Raw genomic sequence first — 26,833 nt, 5'->3', positions numbered from 1 at the left:
GCGGGGCCGTGCGCCGGGCCTCGGTGAATCGATTCGATCGGCATGGAGCAGAGGTACTTCCCCAACGGAGGACAGTCACCATGACCCAGCACCCGCAGACCGGCGACGCACCCCAGGACGGCGGTCTGCGCCGCCGCGCCCTCCTCGGCGTCCTCGCCGCGGGCACGGGCGGCCTCGTGTTCGCCCTGCCCGCACAGCACGCCACCGCCACCGCCACCGACTCGGCCGCGTCCGCGGCCGAGCAGGCCGTCGCCGACTACCTCGACACCTCGCTGCCGCTCGACCGGCGTGTCGACGCGCTCCTCGCCCAGCTCACCGACGAACAGAAGCTCTCCTGCCTCACCGGACTCCCGGCCATGACCCTGGCGGACGGCTATGAGCTGCCGGCCCGCGGCAGCGCGGGCGTCGAGGGCCTGCACGGCTCCGGCCAGGTGCCGAACGCGACGATGTTCCCGCAGGCCATCGGCTTCGGCTCCACCTGGGACACGGAACTCGTCGAGGCCATGGGCCGGGTGGTGGGCACCGAGGTACGAGCGAGGAACCCGGCGAACCTGCGTGCCTGGGCCCCGGTGGCGGACGTCCGCAGCAACCCGCTCGCGGGCCGCTACGAGGAGGGCTACGGCGAGGACCCGTTCCTGTGCGGGACGCTGGGCACCGCGTACGCGTTCGGCATCAAGGGCCGCCATCCCCTCTACATCCTGGCGAAGCCGGAGATGAAGCACTTCTTCGCCTACAACCACGAGTGGAACAGGGCCCGTTCCAGCAGCAGCATGAGCGCGCGGGCGCTGCACGAGTTCAACATCGTTAGCTACCGGATGCCCGTGGTGGCGGGGGCCGTGCTCGGCGCGATGGTGTCGTACAACCTGGTCAACGGCGTCCCGGGCAACATGAACCCGATCCTTGAGCAGGTCAGGGACGAGTGGGCGCCCGGCAGCTTCATGTTCGTCTCGGACGCCTGGGACGAGTTCAACGTCTACCACACCAAGGGCGCGCCGTACGTGTTCCCCCTCCGGGTGCCCGACGGCGCCGACGTCTCGTACACGGCGGGCCTCAGCCCCGATCCGTCCGACGACGCGACGAACCGGGCCACCACGGGCGCGCTGCTTCTCCACTCGGGCATGTCGAACTTCTCCGACGGCAACGGCGCCGGTTTCACCCCGGACGCGTACGCCCGTGACGCCGTCGCGCGGGGTGTCCTCGGCGCGTCGGTGACGGACGTCGACCGGGTGGTGCGGGACTGGCTCGCGTACCAGATCCGCAGCGGCGCGCTGGACGGGGACGCCAGCCCGTACACCGTGCGCACGGTGCCGCCGGACTCCGAGCCGCAGAGGAGCAAGAGCAGCAGACGACTCGCGCTGCTCGCCGCGCGCGAGCAGGTGGTACTGCTGAAGAACGACCACGGGCTGCTGCCGCTGGACCCCTCGACGACGCGGAGCGTGGCGGTGGTCGGCCCGCTCGCCGACGTCAACCTGCGGGACTACTACAGCCCCGCGCCGCCGGACGCCGAGCGGGTCACACCGCTGGCGGGCATCACCGCCGAGCTCGGCGCCGACAGGGTGCGGTTCACCACCGGCACCGACGTCGTCGCCTGGCGGTCCGCCGCGTACGGCACGTACGTCACGGCGGGGACCGGCGACGGGCCGATGACCGCCGCGTTCACCCCGTCGGCCCGGAGGGTGACGGACGGTTACGCCGTCCCGGGCGGCTGGATCGGCCCCGAGCAGGCGTTCCGCATCTACGACTGGGGCTACGACCAGCAGTTCTTCCGCAGCGTGGCGACCGGCGCGTACGTCGACACCGACCAGGACACCGTGGGCTCGGCGACCGAGCTGCGCACCTCGCAGGCGACCATGCCGGACGGCGACGCGCAGTGGAACACCAACACGAACTGGCACTATCCCCGCAACCAGAACGGCACCCGGTCGCTCTACGGTGTGGACTACATCCAGGACGACCAGTTCTACCGGCGGTTCCCCACCGGCCGGTACGTGCGGGCGGAGCCCGGCGGGGACCACCGGCTCGTGCCGTCCCTCACCCACGACGCGTTCCACTCCGGCGACGACGCCCTGCGGGCGACGGCCGAGTTCGGCGAGGTCGTCCTGGAACGCGGTGCCGAGACGGCGGCCGCGCTGGCCCGCTCCGGCGACTACGCCGTCGTCGTCATCGGCAACAACGTCCGCGTGAACGCCCGCGAGAGCCAGGACCGGCCCGGCCTCGCCCTGCCGCCGCGGCAGCTCGAACTGGTGCGCGCGACCGCCGCCGCCCGTCCGGGACGCACCGTCGTCGTGATCGTGAGCAGTTACCCGTACGCCGTGCAGGAGATCCAGGACGACCCCGACGTCGCGGCGGTCCTCTACTCGTCGCACGCGGGCCAGGCGGCGGGCACCGCGCTCGCCGACGTGCTGTTCGGCCGCTACGCGCCGGCCGGGCGGCTGAGTGGGACGTGGCTGCGGGACGAGTCGTCGCTGCCCAGGATGACGGCCGACGCCGACGGCCACGAGCCGCAGTACACCGTCGACATGCTCCAGTACGACCAGCTGGCGGCACGGCTCACGTACCGCTACTCGACCGCGCCGTACACCTACGCCTTCGGGCACGGCCTGACGTACACCACGTTCCGGTACGGGAATCTGTCGCTGCCCGGCAGGACGGGGTCCCGTGACCCGTTCACGGTGTCGCTGCGGCTCACCAACTCGGGCCGCACGCGCAGCGACGAGGTGGTCCAGGTGTACGTGCGGTCGCTCGACTCGGCGTACGGGGCGAACGTGCCCAGCAAGCAGCTCGCGGGGTTCCGGCGCGTGAAGGGCGTACGGGCCGGCGAGACCCGCACGGTCCGGGTGCGGATCGACCCGGCGGACCTGGCCGTGTGGGACCCGGTGAGCGGCACGACCGTGGTCGAGGACGGCCGTTACGAGGTCATGGTGGGAGCGGCGTCCGACGACGTCAGGCTGCGCGGCACGGTCCGGATCGACGGGCACACGATCGGCACCCTCGACCTGTCGGGCCCGGCGCACAACGCGTGGGAGCACTACACGGTCAGCAGCCCCGGCATCACGCACTGGGAGGTGTCGAAGGAGAACACCTTCGCGCGCCGCGGCGGCTACCACTCGGTGGCCTCACGCCGGGCGGGCGACCACATCGGCTTCACACGGGTCGACCTGCGCACGGCACGCGGCATCGAGCTGCGGGTGGCCACGACCACCGCGCCCTGGGCGAAGGTGCGCAGCCCCGCCGTGCGCGTGCACGCCGACGCGCCCGACGGACCGCTGCTGGGCACGGTGACGTTCGCGCCGACGGGCGGGCTGCAGGACTTCCGCACCGCGCGGACCACACTGCGGCCCGCGCCGGGCGACCGGGGCCCGCGGTCGCTCTACCTGGTGTTCACCGAACCGGGCAGCTACCTGGACACGCTGCGGCTCACCACGGACGGCTGAGGGATCAGCGGCAGGGCGGGGGGTGCGGCCGCCGCCGTGCCCGTCCTCGCGGGGGGGGCTCCGCGGCGGCGGGCCGTGCTCGGACGGCCCGCCGGCGGCACTGACTGCCGTGGGCGACCAGCGCTCCCGGCGATCAGGCAGGACCTCGCCCCCACAGCACGTGGAGGGCGGCGGGCTTGCGGAAGACCAGACCGCGTGGGGTGGTGGGGCGAGCCGGGTCGAGACGGAGGGAGGGGAGGCGTTCGAGCAGGTGCTGGAGGGCGATGCGCGCCTCCAGGCGGGCGAGGTGCACACCGAGGCAGTAGTGCGGGCCGTAGGCGAAGCCCAGGTGGAGACGGACGTTCTCGCGACGGGCGTCGAACCGGTCGGGGTCGGGGAAGACGGCCGGGTCCCGGTTGGCGCCCGCCAGGGAGACGGTGACCAGGTCACCCTCGCGGACCGTGGCCGGGCCCAGGGCGACGTCGCGGGTGGCGTACCGGTCCACGAAGGCCGCGCCCGGTTCCAGGCGCAGCGATTCCTCGATCGCGCCGTCCAGGAAAGCCGCATCGGCACGGACGAGGGCGAGCTGGTCCTCCCGTGCCAGCAGGTGCAGCAGGGCATTGATGATCATCGCCTCGGTGGTCTCGATGCCTCCGAACATCAGGACCGCGGCGTTGGACGCCACCTCGGGAACGGCAAGCGACTCGGCGGCGGAGCCGACGAGCGAGGAACCGCCCTGGTCGGCGACGGTGGTCTCCACGGCGGTCCGTAGCCGGGCGTACGCGCCGGCACCGGCAGCCCCCGCCGCGTGCCCCGCGGTGATCTCCGATACCGACCGCACGATGGCGTCGTACCAGGACAGCACCGTGTCCGTGGTCGTGCCCTCAAGTCCCAGAGCCCGGGTGACGACGGCGACCGACAGCGGTCCGGCGACGGCACGCCGCAGTTCGGCGCCGCCCGCCGGTTCCAGTGCGGAGATCAGCCGGTCGGCCTCCTCCTCGATGAACGTGGTGAAGGAGTGGCGCACCGCCCGAGGACGGAAAGGAGCGTTGAAGGGCTCACGATGACGGGCGTGCCGGTCGCCGTCCGTGGAGAGCATGCTCGGCCCGATGACCTGCGCGGTGGAGAACCGGGGGTCCTCGACGGTGAAGGTCACGGAGTCACGCATCACGCTCGTCGCGAGGTCGTGCCGGGTCACCAGCCAGCCGCCCAGTTCGGGCAGCCAGGAGACGGGCTCGTGCGCGCGGAGCGACGCCAGTCGCGGGTGCGGGTCCCCGGTGAGCTCGGTGAGCGTGGTCGCGGCACCGAGCGGGAAGGAATCGACGACGCTCATCGCGGCCTTGTCCGGTATGGGGGGGGAGCTACCACGGCCGACGCTATCAATCGCCGTGAGGGCGGGGGCCGCCGGGTCTGCGTGGTGCCGTCGGGCGCGGGCCCGCCACGACGGCACCGTCCCGACCCGCCGGGCGGGAACGGTGGGGCGGCCGGGCGGGCGGGGACCGGGTGAGGACCCGGGAGCAGGCGGGAGCACGGGAGCAGGCGGGAGCACGGGGGCAGGCGGGGTCATGGGGGCCGGGCGAGTCGACGGGTGCGGGTGGGGCCATGGACGCCGACGGGGACGCCGGTTGGGTCACGTTCCGGCCGGCGAAGGGCATCACCGCCTCACGGCTCATGTCGTCGGGGGCGTGGCTCACCGGCGGGCCAGGCACTCCTCCAGGAAGGCGAGCGCTCGGAGGTGGTAGGAGCGGGCGGACCAACCGAGGCTGATGTTGTGGCCTGCCTCGGGTTGGTGGTCGACGAGAACGCGGGTGCCGGACAGCATGCGGGTCAGCTCGGCCACGGCTGCCTCGTCGTGCCGCCACCACCGCTCGTGCTCGGCGAACGTGAGGCGTACGGGTACGCGTACGCGCGCGGCGACGCCGGGGAACATCTCCGGCCAGTGCGAGGCCTCCTCCCGCTCCCGCTCGGGCATGGGCGCCAGCAGCGGCCGGCAGCTCAGGAAGGTGCCGGGCGGGTAGAGGCGGGGCGGCCCCCAGTTCAGGCGCCAGCGTGCCGATGCCCCTCTGTCGGACGGCTCGCGGGGTGTCACCGCGTACTGGTGGCCGCAGCCCGAGACGTCCAGCCCGATCAGCCGGTCGCCCATGTCGGCGGCGGCGGTCAGGGCGAGCTTGCCGCCGTAGGAGTGCGCCGTGACGAAGAAACCCGCCCCCACCGGGTGCCGGCGGGCGAACCAGGCCAGCGCGGCGTGCAGCGTCGTGGACTGTTCGGCCAGCGACTGGCCGCGAGCCAGTCGCGAGGCCGACAGTCCGTAGCCGGGCCGGTCCAGGGCCAGCACGGCGAACCCCAGACGGGCGCCGAGGGTCAGCAGCGAAAGACCGGGGTGGGCCTGGCCGTCGAAGTAGCCGGCGCGCATGCCGCCGCCGTGGACGGCCACCACGACGGCGCGGGGTGGCGCCGCCACGGGTTCGCTGAGCAGGCCGGACAGGGTGATGCCGCCCGCGTCGAGGGTGGTCTCCCGCACGCCGGGAGAGGCGGTGAGCCGGGTCATGGCTGAGGTCAGTCCTTGAGGTCGCAGAGGGCGGCGCCGGAGGGCACGGAGCCTCCTTGGTGTGGGATTCGGTCACGGGCCCGTCTTCCAGGAGCCGGCCACGTGGTGTCCGTCCGTGTTCCAGTCGGCCCGCGCCGGGTGCCCGGCCGGAGTGTCCGGTGCGGTGGCGGGGCGTCCCGCCGTGGCGAGCAGGACCGCCAGGACCGCGGCGAGCTCCTCGTCGGTCGGCTTCCCGGCGACGACACGTACCTCGTTCACTGTGCTCCTCGTGCTCTGTGTCAGATCGGGGCATTGGCGTGCTTGCGCGACGGCAGGTCCGCGTGCTTCCCGCGTAGCATCGCCAGCGAGCGGACGAGTGCGGAGCGGGTCTCGCGCGGATCGATGACGTCGTCCACCAGGCCGCGCTCGGCCGCGTAGTACGGGTGCATGAGCTCGGTCCTGTACTCCTTGATCTTCTGCTCCCGTACCGCGTCGGGATCGTCGGCCGCGGCGATCTCGCGGCGGAACACGACCTTGGCGGCGCCCTCGGCGCCCATCACCGCGATCTCGTTGGTCGGCCAGGCGAGCGACAGGTCGGCGCCGATGGAGAGCGAGTCCATCACGATGTACGCGCCGCCGTACGCCTTGCGCAGGACGAGGGAGATCCGTGGCACGGTGGCGTTGCAGTACGCGTGGAGCAGTTTGGCGCCGTGCCGGATGATGCCGCCGTGCTCCTGGTCGACACCGGGCAGGAACCCGGGGACGTCGACGAGCGTCACGAGGGGGACGTTGAAGGCGTCGCAGAACTGCACGAAGCGTGCGGCCTTCTCGGACGCCTCGATGTCCAGGACGCCCGCCATGGACAAGGGCTGGTTCGCGACCAGGCCGACGACGTGGCCGTCGAGCCGGGCCAGGGCGCAGATGACGTTCGTCGCCCAGGTGGGGTGCACCTCGAAGAACTCGCCGTCGTCGACGGTCTCCTCGATCACCGCACGCATGTCGTACGCCTGGTTGGGGTCCGGAGGCACCAGGTCGAGCAGGGCCTCGGTGGGCCGTTCGGCGGGATCGTCGCACTCGGCGACGGGCGGCAGTTCGCGGTTGTTGGCGGGCAGCAGGGAGAGCAGGAAGCGGACGTCCTCCAGGCAGGTCTCCTCGTCGTCGTAGGCGAGGTGTGCCACGCCGGAGGTCGTGGCGTGCACGTCGGCGCCCCCGAGGCCGGCGTGGGTCACCTCTTCCCCGGTGACGGCCTGGACGATGTCCGGACCGGTGATGAACATCTGCGCGGTGTCCCGCACCATGAAGACAAAGTCGGTGAGCGCGGGCGAGTAGGCGGCGCCGCCGGCGCAGGGGCCGAGTATGACGCTGATCTGCGGGATGACGCCCGAGAAGCGGGTGTTGCGCTGGAAGATGCCGCCGTAGCCGGCGAGGGCGCTGACGCCCTCCTGGATGCGGGCGCCGGCGCCGTCGTTGAGTGACACCAGGGGCGCACCGGCCGCCTCCGCCATGTCCATCAGCTTCTGGATCTTCTCGGCGTGCGCCTCGCCCAGTGATCCGCCGAAGATCCGGAAGTCGTGCGCGTAGACGAAGACGGTGCGGCCGTACACGGTGCCCCAACCGGTCACGACTCCGTCGGAGTGCGGGCGTCGGCGCTCCAGTCCGAACCCGGTGGCGCGGTGCCGGCGCAGCGCCTCCACCTCCGTGAACGACCCCTCGTCCACCAGCAGGTCGATCCGCTCGTGGGCGGTGAGCTTGCCCTTGGCGTGCTGACGCTCCGTGGCGGCCGGGTCGGGGCCCTGCCGGGTGGACTCCTTGAGGGCGCCGAGTTCGGTGAGCCGGTCGCGCAGCGTCGGCTCTCGCGGGGACTCGGGCACGAGCCGCAGTGGCGTCCCGGTGGGTTGCTCGGTGATCTCCGTGGTGGTCTGTTCGGCGGTGGTCATGGTGCCTCACTCTCTGGACGCTGCTTGCGGGCCGGACGTGCGCGGCGCGGCGGATCGCGCGCGCCGCGCGGTGCCGCTTGTGCGCCGGCCCCCTGTGAGCGGTGCGGGGCGGGTGGCGGTCAGGCCGGGCTGTGCACCGGGGTCCTGTCGGCGGGGACGACGGGGTCGGCCGGCGGGCCGACGGTGCGGGAGAGGGCGTCCGCGTCGTGGGTGTGGTCGATGCGCGCCGCCGGGGCGATGCGACCGGCGAGGCCGCCGAGCACCCGCCCCGGACCGACCTCGACGAAGCGGTCCACCGAGCCGAGGCGCCGCACCGCGCCGGTCCACCGCACCCGGCCGGCGAGCTGCCTGCGCAGGTAGCAGGTGGCCTCTCCGGCGCTGTCCACCCGTTCCGCGGTGACGCTGGAGACCACCGGCATCCGCGGCGCGCGGAACGGCACCTCCGCCAGGGCGGCGGCGAACTCGTCCTCGATCTCCCGCATGAGGGAGCAGTGGAAGGGGGCGCCGACCCCGAGGGTGACGACACGCCTGCTGCCGGCGGCACGGGCGCGTTCCATGGCCGCCTCCACGGCGGTGGCCTGCCCGGAAACGACGACCTGGCCGGGCGCGTTGTCATTGGCGACCTCGACGACCTGGCCGGTGGCCGAGGCCGCTGCGGCGCAGATCCGCTCGACGGCCGGCAGGCCGAGGCCCAGTACGGCCGCCATCTTGCCGGTCAGGCGCGCGTTGACGGCCTGCATGAGCTCTCCGCGCAACCGCACCAGCCGCAGGGCGTCGGTCCAGTCGAGCACGTCCGCGCAGACCAGCGCCGCGTACTCGCCCAGGCTGTGGCCGGCCACGACGTCCGGGACGACGCCGTGGCCACGGAGGACGTCCAGCGTGGCCACGCTGGTGAGGAAGAGCGCGGGCTGGGTGACGGCCGTTTCGCGCAGCGTCTCGGAGGGACCCTCCCAGCACAGTCGGGACAGGGGGAAGCCGAGCACCTCGTCGGCCCTCCTGTAGTAGGTGTCGAGCAGGTCGGGCCGGTCGGCGAGCAGGTGGCGTCCCATGCCGACGCGTTGGGAGCCCTGACCGGGGAAGAGGAAGGCGGTACGGGCCATGGCGATCGGGTCCTTTCAGATGGTGCCCGCAGGGCGGGCGGGGGCGAGCCGGGGGGCGGGAACGGCGGCGGGGCATACGGGGGGGCAGGCCGCGAGGGGATCGGGGGGTGCCCCGGCGGAGGCGGGTGCGGGGAGCGCCCGCTCCCCCGCGCGCGGGCCCCCATACGAACGACGCCGCCGCCGGTCCCGCCGAGGTCACGGCGGCGGCCTCGGGTCCTCAGACGCGCGAGGGGGCCGCGCCGGACTCGGCGAAGGACTTGGCGTGTTCCAGCGTGATCCGGCTGTTGCCGCTGAGCGCCGACCGGGCGAACTCGCGGGCGTCGGCGAGCGTCGCACCCGCGCCGAGGACGTCCGGCACGGCCTCCGGGCGGATCGCCACCGTGTGCCGGGAGGTCACCGCCACCCCCTCGGGCACCGTCTTCAGGCTCCAGACGCCGGTGTGCGCCGTCATCAGCGGCGGCACGACGGTCTGCTTGTAGACGATGCGGTCGTCGGTGAAGCAGATGCGCACCGACTTGGTGGTGTGGCCGGCGCCGTCCGCCGTGATGGTGTCCATCTCCATGACCTGCACGCCCGGTTCGTCCTCCGTCAGGGCCATATGGGAGACGTGCGGCAGCCGGTCGGGCCACCGGTCGGCCCGGTACAGGAAGTCGTAGGCGTCGCCGGGCCCGCCCGCCACGACGACCGTGTCCTCGAAGGTCAGCCACAGCTCGGAGCGGTCGGTCGCCTGCTCGGCCAGGGCCTTCAGGTTCGCCAGTTCGGCACGGCTGTTGCGGTCGGTGACCTCATCGATCCAGGAAAGGTACTCCGGGTCGTCGTCGACCGCGCGGTAGGCGTGTTCCAGCACGACCTCGGTCCCCCCGTCCGTACGGGGGTGGAGGACCCAGGCGCCGGACATCGCGGCGATCGGGGGCTGTGAGACCTCCTGCCGGAAGCCGATGCGCAGGCGCTCCGGGTCGAGTTCGCGCCGCGAGGTCCAGCTCTTGACCTGTTCGCCGGCGACCGCCCAGATGCGGATGCGCTCCGACGAGGCGTCCCGTTCGAGCTGCTCCACGTGGACCGTGGGGCGGAAGCCGACGGGCCACCGGGTGGTGTCCGCGAGCAGTTCGTACACCGTCTCCGGTGCGGCTGCCACCGTGATGGTGTGCCGTGCGTCGTGCAGGTCGTTCATGGTTCGCATGTCCTTAGCCGTAGGAGGAGAGGGCCGGGGAGGGGGCTGGCGTGACCGGGGATCAGTAGTTGCCGAGGCCACCGCACACGTTCAGTGCCTGGGCGGTCACGGACGCCGCCGGGTCCGACAACAGGTAGGCGACCATCCCGGCCACCTCCTCAGGGGTGGTGTAGCGGCCGAGCGGGATCTTCGACTCGAAGCTCTCCAGCACGGTCTGCTCGTCGGTGTCCCAGATCCGCGCGTAGTTGCCGCGAACGCGCTGCGCCATCGGCGTCTCCACGTAGCCGGGGCAGACGGCGTTGACCGTGATCCCGGTCTTCGCCAGCTCCCGGCCCAGTGCCTTGGTGAACCCGACGACGCCGTGCTTGGACGCCGAGTAGGGCGCGCCCAGAACCACGCCCTGCTTGCCGCCGGTCGAGGCGATGTTGACGATGCGGCCACGGGACTTGTCGCGGAGGCCGCCGGTGGTCAGGACCTCGCGCGTCATCAGGAAGACGCTGTTGAGGTTGGTGTCGATGACGTCGTACCAGGTGTCGTCGTCGATGTCCGCGGTGACCCCGCCACCGCTGCGGCCCGCGTTGTTGACGAGGGCGTCGACGGTGCCGTAGCGGTCCACGGCGGCCCGGACGAAGGCGCGCACCTCGTCGCGGGAGCGGACGTCGCACGTCGTCCCGTCCACCTCCAGGCCGCGCTCGCGCAGCTCCTTGACGGTGACGGCGAGCTCGTCGGCGTTCCGTGCGCAGATGAAAACCTTCGCGCCCGAGGTGGCCAGGTTCTCGGTGACCGCGAGACCGATGCCGCTGGTGCCACCGGTGACGACCGCCACGTCCGTGTCCTCGTATCCCATGGTGTGCGTACCTCTGCTTCCTCTGTCGGCTGTTCTGGCTCTGTCGGCTGTTCAGGCCGCTTCGTCGTGGAGCGGGGGTGGAACGGGGGTGGGTGGTGGGAGTGGACGGGTTCGGGACCCGCCGGGCGGTCCGGGGCACGCCGGCGGGCAGGGACGGCTCAGGCCCCGGCCGGGATGCGCCCGTTGACGAGGGCCAGGAACGAGCGCGGGGTCTCGGCGATGGCTGCGGCGTCGTCGTCGAGCGAGACGCCCGCCTCGCGCTCGACCCTGCTGGCCACCTCCAGCAGGGCGAGCGAGTCGTAGCCGAGGTCGGCGAACGGCGTGTCCAGCACGTCACCGTCCAGGGTGATGCTCTCGTCCTCGCCGGCGGCCTCCCGGAGGATGCGGGTCAGGTCGGTCAGAGTCAGTTCGTGAGTCGGCACGGGGCTCTCTCCTCGTTGTCGGTCTTCTCGGTTCTCGGTTCTCAGTTCGCGGCTGTCGGTTCTCGGCTGTCGGTTCTCGGTTCTCGGCTGTCGGCTGTCGGTTCTGGTTCCTGGTCGTCGGCCGCCGGCTCCCCGGGCCCCGTCGCCGGTTGTCCCGGTCGAGCCGGAGCGGCGGTCCCAGGACCCTTCAGGGGGTGCCGGGGGCGCGCAGGACCACCGCGGCGTTGAAGCCGCCGTGGCCCCGGGCGACCACCAGGGCGGTGCGCACGGACATCTCCCGCGCGGTGTGGCGGACCAGGCTGACCGGGCAGTCCTCCGCCTGCTCCGCGACGCCCAGGGTCGGGGGGACGAGCCCGTCCCGCATGGCGAGCAGCGCCGTGGCCACATCGAGGGAGGCGGCGCCGGAGTACAGGCGTCCGGTCATCGTCTTGGGCGCGGTGACGGGGACGCCGTACGGGCCGAACACGTCGGCCAGCGCCTCCGCCTCGGCCCGGTCGAGGTCCCGTGTGCCGGCGGCGTCGGCGAAGACGACGTCGACCTCGGACGGGTCCACCGCGGCGTCGCGGAGGGCGAGTCGGATGGCCCGGCCGAGTCCCGGCTGACGACCGGTGCCCGGGGCGGGGTCGAAGGTCGCGGCGTAGCCGGCCAGCGTTCCGTAGCGGCGGGCGCCGCGCTCCCGGGCCCGGGACTCCCGCTCCAGGACGAGCAGGGCGCCGCCCTCGCCGGGGACGTGGCCCGCGGCCGAGGCGCCGAAGGGGGCGTAAGCCCGCTCGGGGTCCGCGCACCGGCTGAGACGTCCGCTGGTGATCTGGGAGACCAGCCCCCAGGGGGAGAGGGAGGCGTCCATACCGCCGGAGACGAGCAGCCCCGTGCCCCGGCGCGCGGTCCGACGCGCGTGGCCGAGGGCGTCCAGTCCGCCCGCCTGCTCGGTCACCAGCACTCCGCTGGGGCCGCGCATGCCGTGCCGGATGGAGATCTGGCCGGTGTTGACGGCGTAGAACCAGGCGAAGGACTGGTACGCGCTGACGTACTCGGGGCCTTTGCTCCACAGCTTCTGCAGCTCGTGCTGCGCGAACTCGAAGCCGCCGGACGCGCTGGCGGTCACCACTCCCATGTCGAACTCCGGCTCCGCCGCCGGATCGATGCCGGCGTCCCGCAGGGCCCAGTCCGAGGCGACGAGCGCCATCTGCGTCATCCGGTCGGTCTGCGGGAGCAGCCGGTTGGACAGGTGGTCGGCCGCGGTGAACGTCTCGACCTCGCCGGCGAGCGGCGAGGGGTAGCGACTCGGGTCATAGCGGCTGATCCGGTCGATGCCGCTGATGCCCTTCACCGTCGCCGTCCAGTACGCCTCGGTGCCCAGGCCGTTCGGCGCGACCACGCCGAGACCGGTGAACACCACGTCCTCGGCCGCGCTCTCCCGCGGCTCGCGCGCGAGCGCCGGCGTCGTCCCGAGTGTCGTCCCCGGTGTCGTCCTCCGTGCGGTGTTCATGGTCATGCCGCCACCGGCCTCTTGGTGGCGCGGGTGAGCACCATGGCGCTCTGGAACCCGCCGAAGCCGCTGCCGACGGTGAGCACCGTGTCCAGTCGCTGTTCGCGGGCGGTCCTCGGCACGTAGTCCAGGTCGCAGTCGGGATCGGGGGTATGCAGGTTGGCCGTGGGCGGCACCACCCCGTGCTCGATGGCCAGCGCGCTCGCGGCGATCTCGATGGAGCCGATCGCGCCCAGGGAGTGCCCGATCATCGACTTGATGGAGCTGACGGGCACCTCGTAGGCGTGGTGGCCGAGGCTGCGCTTGAAGGCGGCGGTCTCGTGGCGGTCGTTCTGCTTGGTGCCCGAGCCGTGGGCGTTGACGTAGTCCACCCGGTCCGCGTCGAGCCGGGCCTCGTCCAGGGCCGTGTCGATGGCGACGGCCATCTCCCGTCCGTCGGGGCGCAGCCCCGTCATGTGGAAGGCGTTGCACCGGGAGGCGAAGCCGGACAGCTCCGCGTAGATGTGAGCGTCCCGGCGGCGTGCGTGCTCGTACTCCTCCAGCACGAAGACGGCGGCGCCCTCCCCGAGTACGAAGCCGTTCCGGCTGGCGTCGAAGGGCCGGGAGGCGTGCTCGGCGTCGTCGTTACGGGGGCTGGTGGCCTTGATGGCGTCGAAGCAGGCCACCGCGATCGGGGAGATCGGGGCGTCGGTGGCGCCGGCGACCATGACATCGGCGGTGCCCTCGGCGACGAGTTCGCGGGCGTGGCCGACGGAGTCAAGACCGGAGGTGCAGCCGGCGGAGACGACGGCGGTCGGGCCCTCCGCGTCCACGGCCCAGGCGACCTCGGCCGCGATGCTGCTGGGCACGAAGTGGCCGTACAGGTGCGGCACTCCGTAGGCGCTGTCGACCAGCCACGTACGACCGCTGTCGCTCAGTACGACGTACTCCTCCTCCAGGCCCATGGTGGCGCCCACCGCGCTGCCGATGGTGACTCCGGCGCGCGTCCGGTCGAAGCCCGCGAAGTCGAGGCCGCTGTCCTGAGCCGCCTCCCGGGCCGTGACGACCGCGAGCTGTGTGGCCCGGTCCATGCGCCGGGTCTCGCGGGGTGTCAGGCCTGCCCGGGCCGGGTCGAAGGTGCACTCGGCGGCGATCTGGGACCGGTACGGGGACGGGTCGAAGAAGGAGATGCGGGAGGTCGCGGTACGGCCGGAGGTGATGCAGTCCCAGAACGCCTTGGTGCCCGTGCCGCCGGGCGCCGTGACGCCGATGCCGGTGATGACCACGCGGCGAGGGGCCGATGGCGCCCGATCGGGCCGCGCGGCGCGGCCGGCGCCGGAGGCGGGGTCAGTCGCTGACATGTCGGTCTGCCTTTCTGAAAAGGGGGGCGCGGCACGGCCGTACGCGGGGAGTCGGCGCGGGCCAAAGGCGTCGGGAGACCGCCGGCACAGGGGCCGTACCAGGTGCTTCGACGTTCTCGACGCCGCCTCAAGGACGACTCAAATGCGCCGCACGCGGCATCCGGCCTCCTCACGGGCGCGCCCCGTGACCAGGCACCGCATCGCTTTGAGCGGACCTTGAGCGGGGCCTGTTTGCTTCCGGTTACCGCCGTTTCGGCGCCCATCCGGGCCGGATGCGGGCATCCGGCCCGCCCCAGCCACCGACGCGATGTGAGGACCTCATGAGCACGCACACGCCGACCGCGGAGAAGACCTCCGTCGTCAACGCCACCGTCATCGGCGTCCCCGTGGAGGACGTCTGGAACTCCTGCACCGACATCGAGCACTGGCCGCAGATCTTCCCCACCACCCTGGAGGTGCGCCGCACCGAGGTCGGCGCGAACGAGGTGGTGATGGACATGACGGTCTCGAACGAGCTCGGCGTCAACACGGTGCGTTCGCACCGCTGGTACCGCCCGGAGCACCACCGCATCGACTTCCGGATGATCTCGCTGCCGCCGGCGATCGCCGAGATGGAGGGAAGCTGGCGCGTGGAAGCGGCCGAAGGCAACGCCCGACTGGAGATCGTGCACACCTTCGTCCCGCGGGACAGCGACGCCGCCGGCACGGCCGAGCTCGCCGACACCATGTCCCGTACCACCGATGCCGTGCTGGCCGCGCTCAAGCGGTGGCTGGAGACCGACCGTCACACCGTCGGCGGCGCCGTGACGGCCGACGGGCTGCGCGACGCGTGGGGGCCGAGGAACGCGGGCAACGGCATCTCACCCGAGACGTTCGAGAACTGCGAGCTGTTCTTCAGCCGGCTCGGTCTGGCCGGCCTCGACTGGGGCGACATCACGATGGTCCTCAAGGACCTGCGCAAGGAGAGCACGCACACGGACTGGTCCGACTGGCACCGCCGGTGGTCGGCGCTGGGCGTGCACTACGAGCAGCGTGCCGCCGAGGCCCTCGACGCCGGCCACCGGGAGACCGCCCGCGTCGCGGGCCGCAAGGCCGCCGCCTGCCACCACTACGCCGAGTTCTTCTACTTCGAGGAAGCGGAGGTCAAGCGGCGCAGCCGGGCCCAGGTCACCGAGGTCTTCGAACGCGGAATGCCGTACATGTCCGAGGTGGTGCGCCCCTTCGGCGTCGTCTGCGACGGAGTCGAGGTGCCGGGTTACGTGGTGCTGCCCGCCGGCGAGGGGCCGTGGCCGTGCGTGGTGCTGGTCAACGGCCTGGACTCCGCCAAGGAGGTCGAGCTGTACGCCTTCGCCCGGGAACTCGTGGCGCGCGGCATGGGCGCCGTGGTCTTCGACGGTCCGGGGCAGGGCGTGAACATCGGCCGGGTGCCGATGCCGGTCGAGTTCGAACGCGTGGTGGCGGCGGTGCGGGACGAGGCCGTGCGCTTTCCGGAGGTGGACGGGGACCGGGTGGGGATCTTCGGGGTGAGTTTCGGCGGCTACCTCGCGGCACGGGCCGCCGCGGCCGTGCCCGGGTTCCGGGCGTGCGTCAACCTCTCCGGCGGCTTCGACCACGACACCTACGCGAGCATCAACTCCATGGTGCGGGAGGACTTCCGGTTCGTCTTCGACGTGCCGGACGACGGCGCCATGGCGGAGCTCGCGGAGACCTCCCTGAACCTCCGCGGCCTCCCGCCGCTGCGGATGCCCCTGCTCGCCATCCACGGAGAGCTCGACACGATCATCCCGATCGAGTCGTGCGAGCGCATGCTGGAGTGGGCGGAGGGGGAGACGGAGCTGATCCGCTACCCCGGCGAACGCCACGTGGCCACCAACTACTTCGGTGACTTCATCCCCCGGTTCTGCGACTGGATGTCCGATCACCTCGGCGCCACCGGCGGCTGACCCCTTTCCCTCGGCCGCGCGCCGTGCGGAGGTTGACAGACATAGCAAGCTATGCATGTATGGATAGCATGCTATGGAAGGCGAGACGCTGATGCCGGGCCGGCACAAGGGGGCGCCGGCCCGGTCATCCGCGAGGCTGCCCCGGGAGACATCGTTGGGGTACCAGGTGAACCACCTCGCACGGATGCTGGAACGCGCCCTGCGGGCGCGGATCGCACAGCACGGCGTGGCGCCGGGCCAGTTCGCCCAGCTCCTCGCGCTCTACGAGCAGGACGGGCTGACCCAGCGCGAGCTGTGCAGGCGGGTGAGGATCGAGCAGCCGACCATGGCGTACACGCTGAAGCGGATGGAGCGGGACGGGCTGGTCTACCGCACCCCCGACCCGCACGGCGGACGCCAGGCGCTGGTCCTGCTCACCGACCGCGCCCGCGAGTTGCGCGAGCCGCTGATCGCGGCTGCCCGCGAGGTGAACGACCTCGCCACCCATGGCCTCGACTCCGAAGAGGCCGACTTGCTCATGAGGACGCTCGCTCGGGTGATCGCGAACCTGGAGGATCCGGATCGCCTCTGACGCGGTGCCGGGCAGCGCGGCCTCAGCGCCCCTGTACGAGGCGTCACCGACGCCTGCCCGCCCACCGTGATGGGAAGTCGAACGTGAAACCGCGAGTGCACGCCTTCGCCGGAATCCTCGCCCTGACCTTGATCACCTCCTTCGCACTGGCCTCCGTCGCCGCCGAGGCCTGGGCCGACGAGCACACGATCGCGCTCGTCAAGACGGCCGTCGTCTGGGCCCTGTTCCTCCTGGTACCGAGCATGGCGGTGACGGGTGCCACCGGACGTTCCCTGAGCGGCCGACGCCGCCGCTCCCCCGTGATCCGGCGCAAGCAGCGACGCACCGCGGTGGCCGCGGCCATCGGACTGGCGGTGCTCGTTCCCTGCGCCGTCATCCTGCGGACGCTGGCCGCCGACGGCGACCTCGGCACGACGTTCGCCGTCGTCCAGGCGGTCGAACTCGCCGGCGGCTCGGTCAACATCACGCTCCTCGCGCTCAACACCCGGGAGGGCAGGCGTCTTTCGTCCGCTCGCCCGAACCGTACGCGGTCCGCGTCACAGCCACCGACCACCGCCGCCTCCGCGGCGCCCTCGGCGATCCCGGAAGGGTGAGCCGGCCGGGCCGGCTCCGGGCGCGGGCAGGAGAGTACGAGTAGCAGAGCAGTGGTGGTGACGACATGTACATATCGATTCTCGGTCCCCTGGCGGTGGGTTCCACCCAGCTCGCCCTGCCGACCGCGCCCAAGCCGCGGCAGGCCCTCGCCCTGCTGGCGGCCAGCGCGGACCAGGTGGTGTCCATGGACGCGCTGGTGGACGAGCTGTGGGGCAGCGAACCCCCGGCGAGCGCGCTGACCGCCGTGCAGACGTACATCATGCAGCTGCGGCGGTCCCTCGCCCGCGCCCTGCGCCTCGGCAACCGAGAGGTCTCCCACGACGTGCTGGCCTATACGGGCTGGGGGTACCGGCTGATCACCGGCCCGGGCGCCTCCGACGCCCAGGAGTTCGCGCACTACGCGACGCTCGGCAGGCGGGCGCTGGTGAACGACGACAACGCCCGGGCTGCCGCGCTGCTCCGTCGGGCGCTGCGCGTCTGGCGGGGCCGCGCGTTGGAGGACGTACGGATCGGCCCGCAGCTACGAGCCCACCGTGCCCGCCTGGAGGAGATCAGGCTCGGCGCGGTCGAGCAGCGGCTGGAAGCCGACCTCCGCCTCGGGCGGCACCAGGAGATCATCGGGGAACTGAACGGCCTGGTGCAGCAGTACCCCTTCCACGAGAACCTCTTCGCGCTGTTGATCATCTCGCTGTACCGGGCCGACCGCCCCGCAGCGGCCCTGCGGGCGTTCGACACCCTGCGCGCCAATCTCGCCGACCAGGTCGGCCTGGACCCCTCGCCCCGTCTGTGCGTGCTGCGCGACGGCATCGTCGAGCAGCGCGTGCCGGCGTGACCGCACCCGTGCGTGCCGACGCGGTCGACGCGACGGCCGGACGGAAGGCGGGAGACCGGTTCTCCCGACGGCACGTGAGCCCGGCACGTGAGCCCGGACCTTTCGAGGACCGGGCTCACGTTGGTGTTGGAATCGGCTGGAGGTGGATTGGCGCAGTCCTGCGCTAAGGGGCGAGTTCGAGTTCGAGCCGGAAAAGGCTCGACTGCTTTTCCCCTTCCAGGGAGGGGTCGGCCGCGAGTATCGCCTGGTGCAGCTCCCAGGTCTGCGGGGACGGCGAAATTCCCAGTTCCTCACGGAGATTCCGCCGAAGCCGTTCGAAGACGTGGAGGGCCTGCGCCGGGCGGCCCGCCCTGTAGAGGGAGACCATGTAGAGCGAGTGCAGCCGCTCGTTCAGCGGATGGTGCAGTACGAAGCCCGACAGTTCGCCGAGGAGTTCATGGTGGTGGCCCAGCCGTAGATCGGCCTCGACGCGTTGTTCGATGACGTCGAGACGGTTCTCTTCGAGAGTCGTCTTGTGGGCGAGCAGATGCGGTCCCGGCCGGACGTCGGCGAATGCGGGACCGCGCCACACCCTTAACGCGTGACGCAGGGCGCGTGACGCCTTCCGGTCCTCCTGGTCGGCCAGTGCCCGGCGTCCCCGTTCCGCCTCCTGCCGGAAGGCGTGCACGTCGTGGCCCCCGCCGTCGGCCGCCAGCCGGTACCCCCAGCCGGTGAACGGGAGGACGCTGTCGGCCACCTGGGCGGTGCTGACCTGCAACGCGTCGGCCAGGCTGCGGCGGAGCTGGACGATGTACGTCTGGACGGCCGTCATCGCACTCGCCGGCGGCCGGTACTCCCACAGCTCCTCGATCAGCAGATCGGTGGAGACCACCTGTCCGGCGCGGGCCGCCAGCAGGGCGAGCATCTGCCGCGGTTTGGGCGCCGTCGGAGTGGCCTCGCCGCCTTTGGCCCGAAGCGTCAAAGGACCGAGAATCCCTATGTCCAAAGCAAACCCCCAAGGGGAGAGCGGAGCGGTTTGCAAAGAATTGAACGGACGAGGAGCGCGTGCCCCTCTGGCGAGGTCTGAAACAGGGACCGCAGAATCGGAGATGACATGGGAAAGTCATGTGAATGGATCGGACGCACATATGGAGAAAACGTGAGGCACACCGGAGGGCTCGTCTGAATAAATAGCCCTCTTGACGTCACGCTAGGACTCTGCTGATGAGCTGTCAAGATCGCGCGGTTTCTCAACCGTTCATGAGCCCCGGAAGTGCCGGGTGACATCTTGTCGACATCCGTCTTTCCCATCGGTGACCATATCGTGCAGCGCACCGCCGCATCGCACCGGACAATGGAACCGGGGGGCAGCCGGCGACCTGCTCTGCGAGGTTTGACCGCTTTTTTAGTGAGGGGTGGCAGCCTCTCGTGGAAAGGAACGTCGGTAAACGGGAAGGAGGTGATCCGAGGTGCTGCATCTGGTCAACATGTTCACCGTCCACGGCCCGCCGGCGGACTTCGAACGGGCCTTCCGCGGGGTGTCGGATCACATGGCCGTGCAGGACGGCTTCCACCGCCACACGCTGCTGCGCTCGGAGAAAGACCCCTCCCTCTACTTCAACTCCGTCGCCTGGGAGGACGAGGAGTCCCTGCGGACGGCGCTGCAACGGTGTGACTTCCGCGCGCAGGCCGGGGATCTCTCCCGCCTGGCGACCAGCCGGCCCCACATCTGTCGTCTGGTCATCGACCGCCCCGCACCACCTGGAGTCTGACGTGGACGTAGGCAACACCCGGATCACACACGAGGTCGAGCAGATCGCGGAGGGAGTCCACGCCTACCTCCAGCCGGACGGAGGCTGGTGCCTGAACAACGCGGGCCTGCTGACCGGCGGCCGGAACACCGTCCTCGTGGACACCGCCGCCACCGAGGCCCGCGCCGACCGACTACGCCGCACGGTGTACGAGCTGAGCCGTCGCCCCGTCGACATCCTGGTCAACACCCACAGCCACGGCGATCACACCTTCGGCAACCGCCTGTTCGCGGACACCGCGACGGTGGTGGCGCACGAGAAGGCCGCGGAGGAGATCGCCGCGTACGGCCCCGCGCTCACCACCCTGTGGCCGCAGGTGGACTGGGGCCGCGTCGCCGTGACCGTGCCGACGGTGACGTTCCGGGAGCGGATGAGCCTGCCGGAGGTGGGGACGCGGGTCGAACTGCTGCACCTCGGGGCGGGGCACACGGCGGGCGACACGGTCGTCTGGCTGCCCGACCAGCGCGTGCTCTTCGGAGGGGACCTGGTCTTCTCCGGTGCCACCCCGTACGTCCTGATGGGATCGTTGAGCGGCTCGCTGCGCGTGCTGGACCGACTGCGCGCCCTGGAGCCGCTGTACGTCGTGCCCGGGCACGGCCGGCCGGGCGGGCCCGATCTGCTCGACGTCAATGCGGACTACCTGCGCTGGGTCCGTGCCGTGGCACGCGAGGGCATCGCCGGGGGACTCGACCCGCTCGCCCTCGCGCGCGCCACCGGGCCCGGGCCGTACGGCCACCTGCGGGACGGCGAGCGGCTGGTCGGCAATCTGGCCCGCGCCTACGCCGAGGAGCACGGCGCCGCACCCGCCGCTCCCCTGGACGTACGGGCGGCCTTCGACGACATGGTCGCCCTGCACGGCGGGTTGCCGCACTGCGCGGCGTGAGACACCCGGGGTGCCGGACCGGGCGCGGGCGCCCCGGCACCGTGGGCGTGGGGTGGGAATCCACCGAGATCGCGCGGCTGGTGGTCGCCGGGGGCGACCGCCCAAGGGGCTTGGAACGAATCCTTGGGCGGTCGCCGAGGTGGCACCGTCAGCCTGTGCTGCGGGCCAGATACAGGTTCTGGGCGCGGAAGTAGGTTTCCGTGGTGGGCCCGGGTGAGCCGGAGGAGCCTTCCATCTGTAGGTCGATGATGAGCCACAGCGGCTGGTTCACAAAGCCGGCGCCGGTATGGGTACCCTTCAACGCCCCGTCGATGTAGTACTGGATCTGCACGTCGCTGCCGTTGGCCCTGCGCAGGACGGCCTTGTAGTTGTGCCAGGTGCCGCCCGGGTTGGAGATGGCGGTCCTGGTGGTGGACCAGCCGCCGTCCTGGTTCTTGTAGGTGTTGGACCAGTTGGTCGCGTCGCCCTTGAACTCCAGGATGTCGCTTTCCGGGGGCCAGCTGTTCACCCCGGTCAGCCAGAACGCGGGCCAGGTGCCCCTGGCGGACGGTGCCTGGAAGTCGCCTCGCACCTCCCACACCGGCCAGGAGTCACTCACCGTAACCTGCTGCTTCGCGTAGACGGTGCCTGAGTGGTAGTGGAAGTCGCCGTCCGAGTAGGGCGTGGCGGTCAGTGTGAGCACCCCGCCGGACAGCGACACATGGTTGTGGTTGCTGGAGCTGGCGACCATGAGCGCCGAGCCGTTGTGACTGTCGCCCCACGGGTACAGGTAGTTCCACTTGCTCTCGAAGGTGCTGTAGGAGGCCAGAGAGCCGGAGATGAGCACCTCGGTGCCGGCCGCGGCGGCCCGGGCGGCGGACGGGGAGAGGGCGGTCGTGGCGCCCGCGAGCAGCCCGCCGCCCAGCAGCCCGAGTGTCCTGCGGCGGGACGGTGCGGGGCCGGTCGGGCGGTGTCGTGGTAAGTCGGTCATCGGTCCTCCTTGACGGGAGAGGGACAGTGGTGCGCGTCGTGGCTGACGGCCGGTCGGCCGGGGAGCCGGCCTGGTCGCTGCCGCGGCCCGGGAGGTTGTCGTCCGGGCCGGTGTCGGAAGCGGCCGTCCGCGTCGGATCGGGGATCGTCACAGACCCCAGGAGTAGCGCAGCTGGTCCCGGCCCGAGGCGCTGGTCGTGGTCAGGGAGATGGTGGTCCCGCTGCCGTTGATGGTTTCCATCCGGTAGTGGTCGCCTGGCCGTACGCCGGGCCAGTAGACGGTGCCGATGCCGAGAGAACGGGACTCGGCGGCCACGCCGCGAATGAACGCCACGAAGTCGTCGCTGTTGTCCGCCGGGGTGTTGTAGTTCTTGCCCTCCGTCATGGGGGCTCCCCACTCGGTGATCAGGGACCGGTTGGCGTACTGGCCGATGCTGTCGGACAGCGCTTGGCGCCAGGAGGCCTCGGTGTGCCGGCCGGTGTCGAAGAACTGGTAGATGTGCCGGGACAGCAGGGTGCCGTCGAAGCGGCTGTCGTCGCCGATGGTGATCAGCCGCTGGTTGTACCCGGCGCCGCTGACGATGACATTGCCCCGTGGCACGCCGGGGTACTTGCCCAACCACTGGGCGGCGAGGTTCTTCCAGTCGTCGTCGCTGTAGCCGTGCGGCTCGTTCATCGGCTCGAAGTAGACGTTGGCGTTCCTGCCGTACTTGGAGACGATGGTCTGCCACATCGACCAGAACTGGTCCAGGTCGTCGACCTTGCCGTCCCGGGAGTTGTCGGCCTCCCAGTAACTCAGGATGACCTTCATGCCCTTGCTCGTGGCCTTGTCGATTGCGCCGGTGTAGGAGTTCCAGTAGGAGCCGGAGACGGTTGGATAGTTCACCGGCATGCGGACGGTGTTGGCGCCCAGGTTGTTCTGGAAGCCTGTGAGGATCTTGTCCGCCTTGGCCTGCGTGGTGGCATAGCTGTCCGATGTGCTCAGCCCGCCCAGCACCAGGGTGCCGCCTACGAAGTTGTCCCTCTCGTCGGCCCAGTTCACGCCCCGGAAGCCATTCGTGGCGGCCTGCGCGGGGGCGGTGTTCGCACCCCAGCCGAGCACCGTCGTCACGGCCGCCAGAAGCAGACCGGCAAGGACGGGCCTGATGCGGTGTCGCATGATCGATTCCTTTCCGTGCGGAGGAGGCGAGGCGTCCGGCGGCATGCCCGACCGGCACCTGGCGGTGACGCGCGGGTGGACACCATGTGCGTCGTTCAGCAGGAGCTATGAGGGGATGCGGTCCCGGGGGCCGCGGGGAGGATGGGCGAGGGACCGGGGGTGGGTGCTCCCGGCCCTCGACCGTCGCGCGGTGCGCCGCAGGGGAGCCGTGACCGGCTTCGCGGTCGGGTCGGCCGTGGCGGACCCTGCGGGCAGGCGTGCGCCGTTCAACGCTTTGCGGTGGTGCTGACCCGGTCGGCCGACCCAGGACTCGGGAATGGCCCGCCGAGCGCGATCGCCGTGCGGAGCCTGGCTGTTCCTCCCCATGCGACAGGGCTGTTCGCGGCCCCGTCGAACTGGCTCCCGGGGAGCCCGGACGGGCCGGAACCGCCGCGCCGGTGCCGCCCGGATGGCCGCCGTGTCCGTCACACCGCGCACGGGGAAGTCATGAGCATTAACGCAACGGTTACGTTAGAGGGTTGGTCGGGGGCCCCGTCAAGACGTTCGACACGGGCAATGTTTACGAAAACACGCGACCGCGCGAGAGCGCCACCCCGGCCCTCCCCCGGTCGTTGCTCCACAGCGGCACCAACCGCGACTCCGCCCGGGCCCGATCATCCGTCGAGCACGGCGCGGCGCGACGGACACCCCGGCGCGTCTTCGGCAGGTCGCGCGCCGGCCCCCTGCCGGATGGAAGCACGGTGCGCAGGCGAGCCTCTGCCACGCACTCAGGTCCGGCCCTTTTCGTAGCCAATCGCCATCTACTCGACATAGAGAATGATCGCTTCTGAACGTTTGTGTTCGTGTTGAGTTGAAATTGTGGCGCCCTCTTGGCAGGTGCCAAGCCCACGGCGGGGGTCTCATCGAAGTCGGCAGCACCTACTACTGGCTGGGCGAGGACAAGACCAACGGCTCCCCCTTCCAGAACATCAGGTGCTACTCCTCGACCGACCTCGAGAACTGGACGTTCGTCCGCAACGTCCTGACGCGGCAGTCCAGTGGTGACCTCGGGCCGAACCGGGTCGTGGAGCGGCCACACGTCATCTACAACAGTTCCACGAAGCAATATGTCATGTATATGCACATCGACAGCAGCAACTACTCGGAGCGGAGGGCGGGCGTCGCCACGAGCAGCAGCGTGTGCGGCGCCTACAGCTACCGCGGCAGTTTCAAGCCCCTCGGTCACGACAGCCTGGACGACAACTTGTTCGTCGACGGCGGCACCGGCTACTTCATGAGCGAGGACCGGACCAACGCCAAGCTACAGATCTACCGGCTCTCGTCGGACTTCCTCAGCGTGGAGTCCCTGGTCAAGACCCTGCCCCAGTACGAGGCACCGGCCATGGCCAAGATCGGCGGCACCTACTACCTCTTCGGACCCACCTGACCGGGTGGTCGACCAACGACAACCAGTACGCGACCACGAGCTCGATCACGGGCACCTGGTCGTCCTGGCGCAGCTTCGCGCCGTCCGGCACCAACACGTGCAACTCGCAGACGACGTCGATTCAGCCGATCGCTGGCTCCAGCACGACCAGCTACCTCTTCATGGGCGATCGGTGGAACTCCGGCAACCTCAGCGACTCGCGGTACATCTGGGAGCCACTCACCGTTGGCGGAACCACCGCCTCGATCGCATGCCGTGATGCGTGGACCGTGGACGCGGAGACAGGCGTCATGGGGTAACCGCCGGGGCGGGCGCCGGAGCGGCCGTGCATGACGGGACCGGGCGACCCGGCGACCCGGGAGCGGCGGTGACTCGTGGCCCAGCTGCTGGCCTGCGCCGGCGGCGCGTGGGCGAGTTACCGCACGCAAGGGTGCCCTCGCTCCTCCCGCCCGGACGCCGGCGAGAGGCGGCGGGCCTCCTTGGCGGCCCCCCGCTGCGGGGACCCTCACGGGGTGTCCAGGCGGGGGCCCTCACGGGTGTCCAGCGAGAACCCTCACGGGGTGTCCAGTGGGGACTCGCCGTGGGGTGCGCCGACGGTCTCCCGGCTTCCGCAGGACTCGCGCACCACGAGGTTGGGCCAGAGCTCCACGCGGTGGACGGGGCGGTCTTGGGCGAGGTCGGCGAGCCGCACCAGGTGTTCGTGTGGCTGGGCAACTACGCCGACGTCCTCGGGGGCGGGGACTTCCTCGCCGGAGTCGGCAACGTGGCGCTGTTCTCCCTCATCCACATTCCCGTGATGCTCGGCGGCGCGCTGTCCTGGCGCTGCTGCTGGACTCCGCGGTGGTGCGCCTGCGCGGCCTGTGGACGCTCGCGGTGTTCCTGCCGTACGCGGTTCCCGGGGTGATCGCCGGACTGATCTGGGCCTACCTCTACAGTCCCACCATCGGCCCGGTCAGCGACCTGCTCCCGTTCGATCCGCTGGGCGGCAACGGCGTGCTGGCCTCCGTGGCCAACATGGCCGACTGGCAGTGGTGCGGCTACAACATGATCGTCTTTCTGACGGCGCTGCGCTCCGTGCCCCGTGATCTCCTGGAGGCCGCCCGTGTGGACGGCGCGGGCCCGCTGCGCACCGCGCTGCGGATCAAGGTGCCGGTCATCCGGCCCACCCTGTTCGTGGCGCTGGTCTTCACCCTCATCGGCTCTCTCCAGCTGTTCACCGAGCCGCTGGTGCTGCACGGCTTCACCGGCTCGGTCACCAGCGACTGGACCCCGAGCCTGTACGTCCACGACGCCGCTTTCGTCGAGAACTCCTACGGTCACGCCGCCGCGGCCTCGGTCCTGCCGGCGCTGGTGTCCGCCCTGCTCTCCGCGCTCATCATGCGCCTGTCCGCAAGGAGGTCGGCACGATGAGCGCCACCACACCCCGCACCACCGCCGCCGTCCCCGTGCCCAGGCCCGCCACCGGCTCGGTGGGGACCTCGCGCGCCGGTGTCCACGTCGTCCTGCTGATCGGCGCGCGCTACACCGTCCTGTCGCTGGTCTGGCTGGTGACCTCCTCGACCAAGAGCGTCGGCGACTTCTCCACCACCGGCGCCTTCCACTTGGGCTCCTTCGGCCTCGGCGACAACCTCCGTGGCCTCTTCGCCGAGCAGGACGGCATCTTCCTGTACTGGATACGCAACTCCGTGCTGTACGCGGTGGTCGGCGCCGCCCTCGGCGCGCTGATCTGTACGGCCTGCGGCTACGCCGTCGCCAAGCTGGAGTTCCCCGGCCGCCGCGCCCTGTTCGCCGTCACCCTCGCCGGCGTCCTGGTGCCGACCACCGCGCTGGCCCTGCCGCTGTACCTGCTGGCCTCGCACCTGCGCCTGGTGGACACCTTCTGGGCCGTGTTCCTGCCGATGCTCACCAACCCCTTCGGGGTGTACCTGGCCCGCGCCTTCGCGGACGCCTCGGTGCCCGACGAGGTCCTTCAGGCCGCCCGCGTGGACGGTGCCGGGGAGCTGCGCGGCTTCTTCACCGTGGGCCTGCCGATGATGCGCAACGGCCTGATCACCATCGTCCTGTTCCAGGTCGTGGCCGTCTGGAACAACTTCTTCCTACCGCTGGTGATGCTCACCGACCCGAAGCTGTTCCCGATGAACCTCGGCATCTTCCAGTGGAGCACCCGCGTCACCCAGTTCCCCCAGTACAACCCGCTGGTGATCACCGGGTCGCTGCTCGCCGTCGTTCCCCTCGTCACCGCCTTCCTCCTCCTGCAGCGCCAGTGGCGCAGCGGACTGGCCGCGGGGAGCGTCAAGTGACCGACACCTCCGCCGCACAGGATCCGGCCGCCGCCCCCGACGGGGCCCGGCACACCGGCAGAAACCGGCGCCCGCGGACGCTGCTGGTGATGGATCGCAGGGCACTCGGCATGCAGTTCG

At 71.3% G+C, this 26,833-nt stretch carries 24 protein-coding genes; 10 read left to right on the top strand and 14 right to left on the bottom strand.

The genetic code is table 11. The annotated features are described in order from the left end of the window. Nucleotides 1-80: 80 nt before the first annotated feature. Entirely contained in the window at nucleotides 81-3,434 is a 3,354-nt protein-coding gene (locus ACSMXW_RS34155; protein WP_485802085.1) for a glycoside hydrolase family 3 C-terminal domain-containing protein, read from the top strand. Nucleotides 3,435-3,567: 133 nt separating this feature from the next. On the opposite strand, the gene ACSMXW_RS34150 is transcribed toward ACSMXW_RS34155, so the two are convergent. The 10 genes from ACSMXW_RS34150 to ACSMXW_RS34105 all read right to left on the bottom strand — a co-directional run bounded on the left by ACSMXW_RS34150 (nucleotide 3,568) and on the right by ACSMXW_RS34105 (nucleotide 14,246). Beyond that, nucleotides 3,568-4,746 (bottom strand): cytochrome P450, encoded by a 1,179-nt coding sequence (locus ACSMXW_RS34150; protein ID WP_485802083.1) that lies wholly within the window; start codon nucleotides 4,744-4,746, stop codon nucleotides 3,568-3,570. Between the two features lie 357 nt (nucleotides 4,747-5,103). Then, nucleotides 5,104-5,961: an alpha/beta hydrolase gene (locus ACSMXW_RS34145; protein ID WP_485802081.1), complete on the bottom strand. Its 858-nt coding sequence runs from the start codon at nucleotides 5,959-5,961 to the stop codon at nucleotides 5,104-5,106. Between the two features lie 72 nt (nucleotides 5,962-6,033). Next, a complete protein-coding gene (locus tag ACSMXW_RS34140) occupies nucleotides 6,034-6,219 on the bottom strand; it encodes an acyl-CoA carboxylase epsilon subunit (protein WP_485802079.1) in 186 nt (61 codons plus the stop codon). Nucleotides 6,220-6,239: 20 nt separating this feature from the next. Beyond that, complete coding sequence (locus ACSMXW_RS34135) at nucleotides 6,240-7,877, bottom strand: acyl-CoA carboxylase subunit beta (protein ID WP_485802077.1); 1,638 nt, start codon at nucleotides 7,875-7,877, stop codon at nucleotides 6,240-6,242. Nucleotides 7,878-7,996: 119 nt separating this feature from the next. Then, nucleotides 7,997-8,977 carry an ACP S-malonyltransferase gene (gene fabD / locus ACSMXW_RS34130; RefSeq protein WP_485802076.1) on the bottom strand — a complete coding sequence of 327 codons (981 nt, stop codon included), beginning with the start codon at nucleotides 8,975-8,977 and terminating at the stop codon, nucleotides 7,997-7,999. 217 nt (nucleotides 8,978-9,194) lie between these two features. Then, the gene (locus ACSMXW_RS34125; protein WP_485802075.1) at nucleotides 9,195-10,148 is read right to left on the bottom strand and encodes an aromatase/cyclase; all 954 of its coding nucleotides are present in this window, start codon (nucleotides 10,146-10,148) and stop codon (nucleotides 9,195-9,197) included. 61 nt (nucleotides 10,149-10,209) lie between these two features. Beyond that, nucleotides 10,210-10,995, bottom strand: coding sequence for a 3-oxoacyl-ACP reductase FabG (gene fabG / locus ACSMXW_RS34120; protein WP_485802074.1), 786 nt, complete (start codon nucleotides 10,993-10,995; stop codon nucleotides 10,210-10,212). A 158-nt stretch (nucleotides 10,996-11,153) separates the two neighbouring features. Next, on the bottom strand, nucleotides 11,154-11,417 hold the full coding sequence (locus tag ACSMXW_RS34115; RefSeq protein WP_485802072.1) for an acyl carrier protein: 264 nt from the start codon (nucleotides 11,415-11,417) through the stop codon (nucleotides 11,154-11,156). 187 nt (nucleotides 11,418-11,604) lie between these two features. After that, the gene (locus ACSMXW_RS34110) at nucleotides 11,605-12,906 is read right to left on the bottom strand and encodes a ketosynthase chain-length factor (protein WP_485808480.1); all 1,302 of its coding nucleotides are present in this window, start codon (nucleotides 12,904-12,906) and stop codon (nucleotides 11,605-11,607) included. A 2-nt stretch (nucleotides 12,907-12,908) separates the two neighbouring features. Then, nucleotides 12,909-14,246, bottom strand: a complete 1,338-nt coding sequence (locus tag ACSMXW_RS34105; RefSeq protein WP_485802071.1) for a beta-ketoacyl-[acyl-carrier-protein] synthase family protein — start codon at nucleotides 14,244-14,246, stop codon at nucleotides 12,909-12,911. Nucleotides 14,247-14,566: 320 nt separating this feature from the next. On the opposite strand from ACSMXW_RS34105, the gene ACSMXW_RS34100 reads away from it, so the two are divergent. From ACSMXW_RS34100 to ACSMXW_RS34085, 4 genes are all read left to right on the top strand, one after another. Continuing rightward, nucleotides 14,567-16,189: an alpha/beta fold hydrolase gene (locus ACSMXW_RS34100; protein WP_485802069.1), complete on the top strand. Its 1,623-nt coding sequence runs from the start codon at nucleotides 14,567-14,569 to the stop codon at nucleotides 16,187-16,189. A 73-nt stretch (nucleotides 16,190-16,262) separates the two neighbouring features. Beyond that, entirely contained in the window at nucleotides 16,263-16,760 is a 498-nt protein-coding gene (locus ACSMXW_RS34095; protein ID WP_485802067.1) for a MarR family winged helix-turn-helix transcriptional regulator, read from the top strand. Between the two features lie 83 nt (nucleotides 16,761-16,843). Beyond that, nucleotides 16,844-17,353, top strand: coding sequence for a hypothetical protein (locus ACSMXW_RS34090; protein ID WP_485802065.1), 510 nt, complete (start codon nucleotides 16,844-16,846; stop codon nucleotides 17,351-17,353). 65 nt (nucleotides 17,354-17,418) lie between these two features. Then, the gene (locus ACSMXW_RS34085) at nucleotides 17,419-18,186 is read left to right on the top strand and encodes an AfsR/SARP family transcriptional regulator (protein ID WP_485802064.1); all 768 of its coding nucleotides are present in this window, start codon (nucleotides 17,419-17,421) and stop codon (nucleotides 18,184-18,186) included. A gap of 163 nt (nucleotides 18,187-18,349) precedes the next feature. On the opposite strand, the gene ACSMXW_RS34080 is transcribed toward ACSMXW_RS34085, so the two are convergent. After that, nucleotides 18,350-19,147: an AfsR/SARP family transcriptional regulator gene (locus tag ACSMXW_RS34080; RefSeq protein ID WP_485802063.1), complete on the bottom strand. Its 798-nt coding sequence runs from the start codon at nucleotides 19,145-19,147 to the stop codon at nucleotides 18,350-18,352. Nucleotides 19,148-19,634: 487 nt separating this feature from the next. Here ACSMXW_RS34080 and ACSMXW_RS34075 point away from each other — a divergent pair, with 487 nt between their 5' ends. After that, nucleotides 19,635-19,937: an antibiotic biosynthesis monooxygenase family protein gene (locus ACSMXW_RS34075; RefSeq protein ID WP_485802061.1), complete on the top strand. Its 303-nt coding sequence runs from the start codon at nucleotides 19,635-19,637 to the stop codon at nucleotides 19,935-19,937. Nucleotide 19,938: 1 nt separating this feature from the next. Continuing rightward, entirely contained in the window at nucleotides 19,939-20,859 is a 921-nt protein-coding gene (locus ACSMXW_RS34070) for an MBL fold metallo-hydrolase (protein WP_485802059.1), read from the top strand. 148 nt (nucleotides 20,860-21,007) lie between these two features. Here the strand turns inward: ACSMXW_RS34070 and ACSMXW_RS34065 are convergent, their stop codons facing one another. Beyond that, a complete protein-coding gene (locus ACSMXW_RS34065) occupies nucleotides 21,008-21,829 on the bottom strand; it encodes a glycoside hydrolase family 16 protein (protein WP_485802058.1) in 822 nt (273 codons plus the stop codon). Nucleotides 21,830-21,976: 147 nt separating this feature from the next. Next, the gene (locus ACSMXW_RS34060) at nucleotides 21,977-22,987 is read right to left on the bottom strand and encodes a cellulase family glycosylhydrolase (RefSeq protein WP_485802057.1); all 1,011 of its coding nucleotides are present in this window, start codon (nucleotides 22,985-22,987) and stop codon (nucleotides 21,977-21,979) included. A gap of 856 nt (nucleotides 22,988-23,843) precedes the next feature. Here ACSMXW_RS34060 and ACSMXW_RS34055 point away from each other — a divergent pair. Continuing rightward, nucleotides 23,844-24,413, top strand: a complete 570-nt coding sequence (locus ACSMXW_RS34055; RefSeq protein ID WP_485802055.1) for a family 43 glycosylhydrolase — start codon at nucleotides 23,844-23,846, stop codon at nucleotides 24,411-24,413. A gap of 553 nt (nucleotides 24,414-24,966) precedes the next feature. Here ACSMXW_RS34055 and ACSMXW_RS34050 read toward each other — a convergent pair. Beyond that, nucleotides 24,967-25,200 (bottom strand): hypothetical protein, encoded by a 234-nt coding sequence (locus ACSMXW_RS34050; RefSeq protein ID WP_485802053.1) that lies wholly within the window; start codon nucleotides 25,198-25,200, stop codon nucleotides 24,967-24,969. A 53-nt stretch (nucleotides 25,201-25,253) separates the two neighbouring features. Here ACSMXW_RS34050 and ACSMXW_RS34045 point away from each other — a divergent pair, with 53 nt between their 5' ends. Then, on the top strand, nucleotides 25,254-25,823 hold the full coding sequence (locus tag ACSMXW_RS34045; RefSeq protein WP_485802051.1) for a carbohydrate ABC transporter permease: 570 nt from the start codon (nucleotides 25,254-25,256) through the stop codon (nucleotides 25,821-25,823). Then, on the top strand, nucleotides 25,820-26,713 hold the full coding sequence (locus ACSMXW_RS34040; protein WP_485802050.1) for a carbohydrate ABC transporter permease: 894 nt from the start codon (nucleotides 25,820-25,822) through the stop codon (nucleotides 26,711-26,713). Before ACSMXW_RS34045 ends, ACSMXW_RS34040 begins: the two co-directional genes overlap by 4 nt. Nucleotides 26,714-26,833 lie beyond the last annotated feature (120 nt).

The organism is Streptomyces sp. DSM 116793 (assembly GCF_057320905.1).
The sequence above is the reverse complement of the archived record's forward strand: the minus strand, read 5'-3'. Positions and strand labels throughout refer to the sequence as shown.

Excerpts from the sequence above, each read along its gene's own strand:
- ACSMXW_RS34135 (WP_485802077.1), bottom strand. The coding sequence starts at position 7,877 with ATGACCACCGCCGAACAGACCACCACGGAGATCACCGAGCAACCCACC.
- fabD (WP_485802076.1), bottom strand. The coding sequence starts at position 8,977 with ATGGCCCGTACCGCCTTCCTCTTCCCCGGTCAGGGCTCCCAACGCGTC.
- fabG (WP_485802074.1), bottom strand. The coding sequence starts at position 10,995 with ATGGGATACGAGGACACGGACGTGGCGGTCGTCACCGGTGGCACCAGC.
- ACSMXW_RS34085 (WP_485802064.1), top strand. The coding sequence starts at position 17,419 with ATGTACATATCGATTCTCGGTCCCCTGGCGGTGGGTTCCACCCAGCTC.
- ACSMXW_RS34105 (WP_485802071.1), bottom strand. The coding sequence starts at position 14,246 with ATGTCAGCGACTGACCCCGCCTCCGGCGCCGGCCGCGCCGCGCGGCCC.
- ACSMXW_RS34095 (WP_485802067.1), top strand. The coding sequence starts at position 16,263 with ATGGAAGGCGAGACGCTGATGCCGGGCCGGCACAAGGGGGCGCCGGCC.
- ACSMXW_RS34150 (WP_485802083.1), bottom strand. The coding sequence starts at position 4,746 with ATGAGCGTCGTCGATTCCTTCCCGCTCGGTGCCGCGACCACGCTCACC.
- ACSMXW_RS34100 (WP_485802069.1), top strand. The coding sequence starts at position 14,567 with ATGAGCACGCACACGCCGACCGCGGAGAAGACCTCCGTCGTCAACGCC.
- ACSMXW_RS34040 (WP_485802050.1), top strand. The coding sequence starts at position 25,820 with ATGAGCGCCACCACACCCCGCACCACCGCCGCCGTCCCCGTGCCCAGG.
- ACSMXW_RS34065 (WP_485802058.1), bottom strand. The coding sequence starts at position 21,829 with ATGACCGACTTACCACGACACCGCCCGACCGGCCCCGCACCGTCCCGC.
- ACSMXW_RS34060 (WP_485802057.1), bottom strand. The coding sequence starts at position 22,987 with ATGCGACACCGCATCAGGCCCGTCCTTGCCGGTCTGCTTCTGGCGGCC.
- ACSMXW_RS34145 (WP_485802081.1), bottom strand. The coding sequence starts at position 5,961 with ATGACCCGGCTCACCGCCTCTCCCGGCGTGCGGGAGACCACCCTCGAC.
- ACSMXW_RS34155 (WP_485802085.1), top strand. The coding sequence starts at position 81 with ATGACCCAGCACCCGCAGACCGGCGACGCACCCCAGGACGGCGGTCTG.
- ACSMXW_RS34110 (WP_485808480.1), bottom strand. The coding sequence starts at position 12,906 with ATGAACACCGCACGGAGGACGACACCGGGGACGACACTCGGGACGACG.
- ACSMXW_RS34125 (WP_485802075.1), bottom strand. The coding sequence starts at position 10,148 with ATGAACGACCTGCACGACGCACGGCACACCATCACGGTGGCAGCCGCA.